This window comes from Tabrizicola sp., assembly GCF_030694085.1.
In the GTDB taxonomy this organism is placed as follows: Bacteria; Pseudomonadota; Alphaproteobacteria; order Rhodobacterales; family Rhodobacteraceae; genus Tabrizicola.
In genome coordinates this window covers 1-7,976 of record NZ_JAUXZE010000053.1, presented here as the reverse complement: position 1 = coordinate 7,976, position 7,976 = coordinate 1, and the positions used below count along the sequence as shown (strand labels likewise).

Genomic DNA, 7,976 nt, shown 5'->3' with positions numbered 1-7,976 from the left:
TCTGCATGGTAAGCTTCCTTCTGTGTCCTGTCTTCGGGACCGTCCCTTCGACAAGACCCGGAAAAAGCCCGTCGGGTGACGCGTGCACGGTGGACGGAACGGACGCCGGAAACCCCCAGAGGACCGGGGTGGAGCGGGCAGCCCCAAAGGGGCAACACGGCCCGGACTGACGCGGGGTTGCGCGCAGGAGCCCGAACGGGATTAGGGGATTGTCCGTCGAAGGGATGGAACTGGAGACAGAGATGCGCGGGGAGCCCATGCCAGACCCTGTCACCTTGCCAATCGGGACTGCCTGACCCCTGCCCAGCACTCCACTGGCGGCGAAAACGGCAATCACCAGCCTCTGCCACCCCTGCCCCAGCCTTCCGGGAGTTGCGGCACCCTGCATCGACAGGCTATCGATACCGGGACATTCAGGACACGGACCGCATCAATGGCTGATTACGATCTCGAGGCACTGTCGCTCAGCGAGCTGAAGAAAATGCAGAAGGACGTCGCCAAGGCGATCTCCACGTTCGAGGATCGGCAGAAGGCGGAAGCCCGCACCAAGGTAGAAGCTCTCGCCCGAGATCTAGGCTACTCTCTGGCCGAGCTTGTCGGCACCGAGACGAAATCCTCCCGTGCACCGGCAGCGGCGAAATACCGGCACCCCGAGAACCCGGCGCTCACCTGGTCCGGTCGTGGCCGCAAGCCGCAGTGGTTCGTGGAGGCGTTGGCCGCTGGGAAGACGGCGGAGGACTTGACCATCAGTTGATGGTGCGAAGGAAGTGCGCCGACCGCGAGCGCATTGGCCATCAATCAACCTGCGCCATCAGCACAATCCCTTTCGGCGGGATCGCATTCTTAAAAGCATTTCTGGCAGCGTTGACAACGCGGTTTGATACCGCGACAAGAAAGTTATGGGGATCTGCGATCTCCCCACGAGGCGCCAGCTGAAGATCGCGTTCCAATCCCGTTGACCTTTCCCGAGGAGGAACGCAGATGCCTGCGCCTGATGCCATTTCCTGCGACCAGCTTGCCCGCCTGTTGGGCACTCCGAAAGCCCCCACCCTCCTTGATGTACGGCGTGACGCAATCCGCGCGACCGACCCGCGCCTTCTGCCCGGTGCACGCGCACTGGCCGAGACCGACCTGACGCCGGAGCGTCTGGCGGCCATCGCTGCAGATCTCTCAGGCCCGGTGGTCGTGGTATGCGCCGAAGGTCACCGCCTAAGCCAGGGCTCAGCGGCTTGGCTCAGGCAGGAGGGGGTGCAGGCGGAATACCTGCTTGGCGGTCAGGCGGCTTGGCTGGCCGCGGGCCTGCCCCTGATCGACCCTGCAAAGATCACCGCGCGAGATGGACAGGGCCGGTCGCTTTGGGTCACGCGGTCGCGACCCAAGATCGACCGAATCGCCTGCCCCTGGCTGATCCGGCGGTTTATCGACCCACGCGCCGTGTTCCTGTTTGTGGCACCGGCAGAGGTGGAAGGCGTGGCTGAACGCTTTGGCGCCATGCCCTATGACATCGAAGGCGTGTTCTGGAGCCACCGGGCCGATCTTTGCACCTTCGATGTCCTTCTGTCGGAGTTCGGCCTCTCGACCCCGGCGCTGGAGCGGCTGGCCCTGATCGTGCGCGGGGCCGATACCGCGCGACTTGACCTCGCGCCGGAATCCGCAGGGCTTCTGGCGGCATCCTTGGGCCTGTCGAGGATGTATTCCGATGATCTGGCACAGCTCGAGGCGGGGATTGCCCTTTACGACGCCTTCTATCGGTGGGCCCGCGATGCCACTGACGAACAGCACAATTGGCCAACGAACAGCGGAAAGTCCAAATGAGCGTGCCACAAGGTTTTCCGACACTGGCCGAAGCGGCGAAGGTCTGGGCGCGCATCGCGGCGCTGTCCTTTGGCGGGCCTGCGGGGCAGATCGCGGTGATGCACCGCATCCTGGTCGAGGAGAAACGATGGCTGGGCGACGGGCGGTTCCTGCATGCGCTGAACTTCTGCATGCTTTTGCCGGGACCGGAGGCGCAGCAATTGGCCACCTATATCGGCTGGCTGATGCACGGCGTGCGCGGTGCGCTAGTGGCGGGGCTCTTGTTCATCCTGCCCGGTGTCGTGGCGATTATGGCGCTGTCCTGGATCTATGCAATCTGGGGCGATGTGGGGTTCGTCTCGGCGCTGTTCTTCGGGCTGAAGGCCGCAGTGCTCGCGATCGTGTTGCAGGCGGTGGTCCGGGTCGGCAAGCGCGCGCTGAAGAACCCTGCGATGCAGACTATCGCGGCGGCGTCTTTCTTGGTGATCTTTGCCTTCGGCGCGCCCTTTCCGCTGATCGTCGCCGTGGCGGCGCTGATTGGCTGGACTGGGGCCAAGGCAGGATTGGCGGCGTTCCATGGGGGCGGCGGGCACGGATCGGTCGGTCAGACCCCTGTCGCAGATGCGGCCACCCTGCTGGGCGAGGAACATGGGGACTTGACCGGCGTAAAGCGCATCGGCGCCTTCCGGGCCGGGGCAGTGGCACTGATCCTGTGGCTGGCCCCTGTCGCGGCTCTGGTCCTGTTGGCCCCCGGCAGCGTGTTCACCGACATCGCCACGTTCTTCTCGAAACTCGCCGTGCTCACCTTTGGCGGGGCCTATGCGGTGCTCGCCTGGGTCGCGCAAGAGGCGGTCGGCACCTATGGCTGGCTGCAACCGGGCGAGATGCTGGACGGCCTGGGCATGGCGGAAACCACGCCCGGGCCGCTCATCATGGTGCTGCAGTTCGTGGGCTTCATGGGCAGCTTCCGCGAGGCGGGCTGGGCCGCGCCGCTACTTGCGGGGACGCTTGGTGGGCTCTTGGCGACTTGGGTCACCTTTGCGCCGTGCTTTGCCTGGATCTTCCTCGGCGCGCCGTTCATGGAACGGCTGCGGTCAAACCGGGCGCTCTCGGCGGCCCTGTCGGCGGTCACAGCGGCGGTGGTGGGGGTGATCCTGAACCTTGCCATCTGGTTCGCCGTCCACGTCATCTGGCGCGAGGTCGTTCGGGTCGATGCCGGACCGCTGTCGCTGGAACTGCCTGTGATGGCCACGTTGGATTGGGCTGCGGCGGCCTTGTCGATTTTGGCACTGGTCGCGGTGTTCCGACTGAAGCTGGGCATGGCCACTGTTCTGGCCGGGGCGGCAGCACTCGGCCTGACGCTGCATCTGGTCGGTCTGACCTGACCGCAGTCACGCCGCGTCGTAAGTGGCGAAAACCTCGGTCGTGCCATCCCTGCGGATCAGGTGGACGACGTAGGCCTCGCGCGCACTCTCCGGCCCCATGCCCGGAGAGCCATAGGGCATACCCGGCACGGACAGGCCGATGGCATCGGGGCGCTCGGCCAGCAAGCGACGAATGTCCGCGGGCGGCACATGGCCTTCGATCACATAGCCGTCGATCTGCGCGGTGTGGCAGGAGACCATCGCGGCCGGGATGCCGCTGGCTGCCTTGTGGGCCTGCAGCGCGTCGTAGTCGAGCAGATCGACGGTGGCGGCAAAGCCGTCGGCTTCAAGGATGTCGATCCAGGCGTCACAGCAACCGCAATTGGGATCCTTGGCGACGCGGATCGCTGTCGGCGATGCAACCCCGGTTTGGGGGCGCAGTACGGCACCGAGAGTGGCGATCAGGCCGATCAAGGCAGCGCGGCGGGATAGGAGGATGGCGTTCATGGCATCGGACACTTTCTGATGTCGAATGGTCATAGCGTCAGGCGGCCTTTGGCCAGCGGCGGTGCAGGTCATCGATGACGACAGCGTGGGCGTGTTGCGGCCCGTGTTCGGCCAGATGCGGGTGATCCGGTGGCAAGTCCGGGTGGACGTGTGGCAGGACAGACTGATTCTGTGCCGGCCAAAGGCGCAACACCGCCACCACGCCCGCAGCACCGATGACAGCAAGCATGATGGCTGCCGCCGAAAGCCCGGCACTGGCGCCGATCCAGCCAGCAAGGGGGTAGGTCACAAGCCAGCAAGCGTGCGATAGGGCGAACTGTGCGGCAAAGACGGCACCCCGGTCGGCCTCGCGCGCCGAGCGGTTGATGATGCGCCCGATGGGCGTCTGGGTCAGCGAAAAGCCGAAGCCGATCACGGCCCAGAGCGCGATGAGGCTGGCAAGGCTGCCGACCATCGGCACGAGCGCCACGCCCGCGACCATCAGGGCCGCGCCGCCGATCATCACCGGGCGATCGTCCAGCCGGGTGAGGATGCGCGGCAAAAGGAAGGCGGCCAGCATCGAGCCCGCGCCAAAGCCAGCAAATGCGAGCGCCACGGCTTCTTCGCCCAAGCCTAGCCGGGCCTTTACCAGTACGACTGTGTTCACATAGACCATCGCGCCCGCAGCTGCGACGGCGGCCTCCATCACCATCAGCCCGCGCAGGCGGGGGGTGGCCGTGTAGATGCGGATGCCCTTGGTCACATCGGCCCAGAAATGGCTGTTCTCGGCCCGTGTTCGTTCGGGCAGCCGCGCGGTCACCACCAACAGGGCTGAGGCGACGAAGCCCGCGACCGTGCCCGCGAACAGCACCGGAAAGCTGACCACCGTCATCAGCAAGGCCGCAAGGATTGGCGAAGCCAGTTGTTCGAGATCTTCAGCCAGCCGCAACAGCGAAAGGGCATTGGTATAGTCTTCCTCGTCCTTCAGCACGTCGGGGATCACCGCCTGAAACGCGGGTGTGAACCCGGCCGAGGCCGCCTGCAGCGCGAAGATCAGGACATAGACCTGCCAGACCTGATCGACGAAGGGCAGACAGGCGATCACACCCGCCCGGATCAGGTCCAGCGCCACAAGGAACGCCCGGCGCGGCAAGCGTTCGGCAATCGCCGCCGCCACCGGGGCCAGCGTCACATAGGCCACCATCTTGATCGCCAGCGCCGTGCCCAGCACCGCGCCCGCATTGTCACCGGCCAGTTGCCAGGCCAAAAGCCCGAGTGCCACCGTCGCCAACCCCGTCCCCAGCAGGGCGACCAGCTGGGCGGCAAAGAGATGGCGGAAGGTGGGGTTGCGCAGGGTGCTGAGCATGGCGCTACAGATACCGGGCGATGGTCTTGAGGTCCGCGCGGTCCTGCTCCGAATGTTCGGTATCGAGGCAATGATCCATGTGATCGTGGATCAGCGCGCGCTTGGCATTCACCACGGCCTTTTCCACAGCGTGGAGTTGCTGTGCGATTTCAAGGCAGGGCTTTCCAGCCTCGATCATCTCGATCACCGCGCGCAGATGCCCGTCGGCGCGTTTCAGCCGGGCGATCAGGGCAGGGTGGGTTGCATGGAGGTGCGGTTCTGACATAAAAGCACGCTATCCCCCAGGGGAGGATAGAACAAGACGGCACCGCACGCGTGCCGCACAAGTTTCGGGCAGGCTTTCGTGACGCGGACTGGACAGACACTCGCAGGGCGGATCATGACGGCACTTCTGTGCCTGTCGCTGTTTGGTTGGTCGATCCTGCCTAGCCTGTCCCATGTCCCGCGCATCGCCGAGACTCTGAACGAGCACGCCCAGATGATTGCCGATCACGGCCACAGCCACGGGTTTCAGGAAGACCTGCTTGCGGCCTTGCACGGACATAGCCACGACGCCGTCGATCACGACCACAGCCCGGCTCTTGCAGTCATGGCCGCCAGCGGCGGTATCTGGCCCGACGCACAAGATGCCTGGCGCCTGCGGGCGTCACAGTCGGGTCCGCACCGCATTTTCCGGATTGAACGACCTCCGCGTGTCTGACCAGCCGCTGCGTGAAACGCGCAGCGGGCATCGTCAAACACCATCAATAACGGAGTTATCTTCATGCGTTCGACTTCATCGGGCTTGCGCGCGCTGGCATCTTGCCGCGCTACAGCCCTCATCCTCATGGTGCTTGCGCTTTACGCCTCGAGCGTCGCTCAAGCCCTTGCTCATAACGTCACCGCTGGTGACGCGGGCTACATCCAGGAGATCTGGGGGGTCCATATCATCCCCTTCATTTATCTCGGCGCCAAGCACATGGTGACCGGATATGACCACATCCTGTTTCTGCTAGGCGTCGTCTTCTTCCTCTACAAGATGAAGGACGTGGCCATCTACGTCAGCATCTTCGCTGTTGGCCATTCGGTCACGATGCTTCTGGGCGTCTGGTATGGCTGGGGCATCAACGCCTACATCATCGACGCGATCATCGGGCTTTCGGTCGTCTACAAGGCACTCGACAACCTCGGAGCCTACCAGAAATGGTTCGGGGTCCAGCCCAACACCAAAGCGGCCACGCTGATATTCGGGCTGCTGCATGGCACGGGTCTGGCATCCAAGATCCTGGACTACAACATCCCGCAAGATGGGCTGCTGGCCAACCTCTTGGCGTTCAACGTGGGCGTCGAAGTGGGCCAGTTACTCGCCCTGGCCGTCATCCTGATCGTCATGGGCTACTGGCGGCGCAGCCCGAACTTCATGCGTCAGGCCACGGTCGCGAATGTGATCATGATCGGTCTCGGACTTTGGCTGACCGGCATTCAAGTCGCTGGCTACTTTGCCTCAACCTGAATTTTGGACATTGGAGAGTAAAATGAACAACGCACCCAAACCAAACCTCGAAGATCTGCCAACCCAGGCGCAACTGTTCCGGTCAACCGTGTTCGCGGCGATCGGGGCTGTGGTGATTACGGTCACCGTCTATCTGCCCGCAGAATATGCGATCGACCCGACCGGGATCGGCCGCGTTCTCGGTCTGACCGAGATGGGCGAGATCAAGGTTCAGCTGGCCGCAGAGGCCGAGGCAGATCGCCTGCTGGACGAGCAGCGTGCCCGGGATCAGTCCTCAAGCGTTCTTGACGCCGTCTTCGGCTTGTTTGTCGGCACGGCCCACGCGCAGGAGGCTCAGGTCGCTTGGCGGGACGAAGTCACCTTCACCCTCGAACCCGGGGCCACCGCAGAAATCAAGATGACGATGGAAGCGGGAGATGTGGCCGAATATGCGTGGACCGCGACGGGCGGCCGGGTCAACTTTGACCTGCATGCCCATAGCGGCGGTGAGTCCGTCGATTATGAACGTGGCGCCGGTAAAACCGAAGGCGCGGGCAGCATCGAAGCCCCCTTTGCCGGGGACCATGGCTGGTTCTGGCGCAACCGTGATAGCACCCCGATCACGATGACCATCCAGCTGCGCGGTGAATACAGCGGCATCGTCGAGACGTACTAATACCGGCTGCGGTCATTCGCGGCCTGGTCCGCGGGTGACCGCCTTCCAGTGGCCATGCCACTCAATCCGATTTCGTAAGTCGGTATAGCCGACGAACGGTCCAAGGCGCACCTGCGCTGCGCCCAGGCCCTCGGGAAGTGAGGCCGAAGCCTCACCCGAAAGGATCGTATTCCGAGACGATCACAACCTCGTCGCCGTCGATTTCATCGGCGGGGACGGCGCCGAAGGTTCCATCCCCTGCCTGGAAGACCACGATCGAAACCATGAGCGTAGCGGCGAGGGAGGCGGCGAAAGCGTGAGCATCTTTACGGGACATCTGTTTGGCTCCTGTCTGGGAGGCGGGGGACCATCCCCCGCGCGACAGGACCCCGCAGGCCCGAAGACTGGCTGACATCACCGGGTGCGTTCGGCTCGCCCGAATCCACCCGGCGGCACGGGCTCGCCCGTAGTCCGACCCCTCGCGGGTTGATCTCGAAGACGGGACTCGGGGCAAGGAAGGGAATGGCGAGCGGGGGATGGTGCCCCAACGTCAGGAGCCTGTTGTCCCGCTGGTGCTTTTAACGCCGCCAGCTTCCCGGGAAGGCTCTTGGTTGAAGACCTCCGTCTTGGAGGATGGATCCTTGGGCGCCCCGCGACATCGCGGGACGGGGTTGTGGTCGGTGAGAGGCCCGCGCATGAGCAGGCCCCTCACGCCATGTCAGGGCTCAGGCGGCCAGATCCGCGCCCCCTTCTATGGTTGCCGCCCGTGATGCAAGTTGCTTTTGACGCTTCCTGAGGTGTGATCGAGTGCGGTCTTCTATCAGGCCTTTTGTGCGGCAT

Annotated in this window: 11 protein-coding genes; 6 read left to right on the top strand and 5 right to left on the bottom strand. The window is 64.2% G+C overall.

Going from position 1 to position 7,976, the window contains the following annotated elements:
- The first annotated feature begins 433 nt into the window (after positions 1-433).
- Complete coding sequence (locus Q8M85_RS13460) at positions 434-754, top strand: H-NS histone family protein (RefSeq protein WP_305545468.1); 321 nt, start codon at positions 434-436, stop codon at positions 752-754.
- A 40-nt stretch (positions 755-794) separates the two neighbouring features.
- On the opposite strand, the gene Q8M85_RS13455 is transcribed toward Q8M85_RS13460, so the two are convergent.
- Positions 795-950 carry a hypothetical protein gene (locus Q8M85_RS13455; protein WP_305545467.1) on the bottom strand — a complete coding sequence of 52 codons (156 nt, stop codon included), beginning with the start codon at positions 948-950 and terminating at the stop codon, positions 795-797.
- Positions 951-981: 31 nt separating this feature from the next.
- Between Q8M85_RS13455 and Q8M85_RS13450 the strand changes: the two genes are divergently transcribed.
- Together Q8M85_RS13450 and chrA are read left to right on the top strand one after the other, a co-directional pair.
- A complete protein-coding gene (locus Q8M85_RS13450) occupies positions 982-1,815 on the top strand; it encodes a sulfurtransferase/chromate resistance protein (protein WP_305545464.1) in 834 nt (277 codons plus the stop codon).
- The gene (gene chrA, locus Q8M85_RS13445; protein WP_305545461.1) at positions 1,812-3,179 is read left to right on the top strand and encodes a chromate efflux transporter; all 1,368 of its coding nucleotides are present in this window, start codon (positions 1,812-1,814) and stop codon (positions 3,177-3,179) included. Before Q8M85_RS13450 ends, chrA begins: the two co-directional genes overlap by 4 nt.
- Before the next feature lie 6 nt (positions 3,180-3,185).
- On the opposite strand, the gene Q8M85_RS13440 is transcribed toward chrA, so the two are convergent.
- The 3 genes from Q8M85_RS13440 to Q8M85_RS13430 are packed head-to-tail and all read right to left on the bottom strand — an operon-like array spanning position 3,186 to position 5,275.
- Positions 3,186-3,665 (bottom strand): DUF411 domain-containing protein, encoded by a 480-nt coding sequence (locus Q8M85_RS13440; RefSeq protein ID WP_305545458.1) that lies wholly within the window; start codon positions 3,663-3,665, stop codon positions 3,186-3,188.
- A gap of 37 nt (positions 3,666-3,702) precedes the next feature.
- On the bottom strand, positions 3,703-5,022 hold the full coding sequence (locus Q8M85_RS13435) for an MFS transporter (protein WP_371135252.1): 1,320 nt from the start codon (positions 5,020-5,022) through the stop codon (positions 3,703-3,705).
- Positions 5,015-5,275, bottom strand: a complete 261-nt coding sequence (locus Q8M85_RS13430) for a metal-sensing transcriptional repressor (RefSeq protein WP_113901411.1) — start codon at positions 5,273-5,275, stop codon at positions 5,015-5,017. The genes Q8M85_RS13435 and Q8M85_RS13430 overlap by 8 nt, the downstream gene beginning before the upstream one ends.
- Before the next feature lie 78 nt (positions 5,276-5,353).
- Between Q8M85_RS13430 and Q8M85_RS13425 the strand changes: the two genes are divergently transcribed.
- The 3 genes from Q8M85_RS13425 to Q8M85_RS13415 all read left to right on the top strand — a co-directional run bounded on the left by Q8M85_RS13425 (position 5,354) and on the right by Q8M85_RS13415 (position 7,157).
- Positions 5,354-5,710 (top strand): hypothetical protein, encoded by a 357-nt coding sequence (locus Q8M85_RS13425; RefSeq protein ID WP_305545451.1) that lies wholly within the window; start codon positions 5,354-5,356, stop codon positions 5,708-5,710.
- 63 nt (positions 5,711-5,773) lie between these two features.
- Positions 5,774-6,502: a HupE/UreJ family protein gene (locus Q8M85_RS13420; protein ID WP_371135251.1), complete on the top strand. Its 729-nt coding sequence runs from the start codon at positions 5,774-5,776 to the stop codon at positions 6,500-6,502.
- A gap of 22 nt (positions 6,503-6,524) precedes the next feature.
- Complete coding sequence (locus Q8M85_RS13415; protein ID WP_305545448.1) at positions 6,525-7,157, top strand: transmembrane anchor protein; 633 nt, start codon at positions 6,525-6,527, stop codon at positions 7,155-7,157.
- Positions 7,158-7,308: 151 nt separating this feature from the next.
- Here the strand turns inward: Q8M85_RS13415 and Q8M85_RS13410 are convergent, their stop codons facing one another.
- On the bottom strand, positions 7,309-7,473 hold the full coding sequence (locus Q8M85_RS13410; RefSeq protein WP_007803240.1) for a hypothetical protein: 165 nt from the start codon (positions 7,471-7,473) through the stop codon (positions 7,309-7,311).
- Between the last annotated feature and the right edge of the window lie 503 nt (positions 7,474-7,976).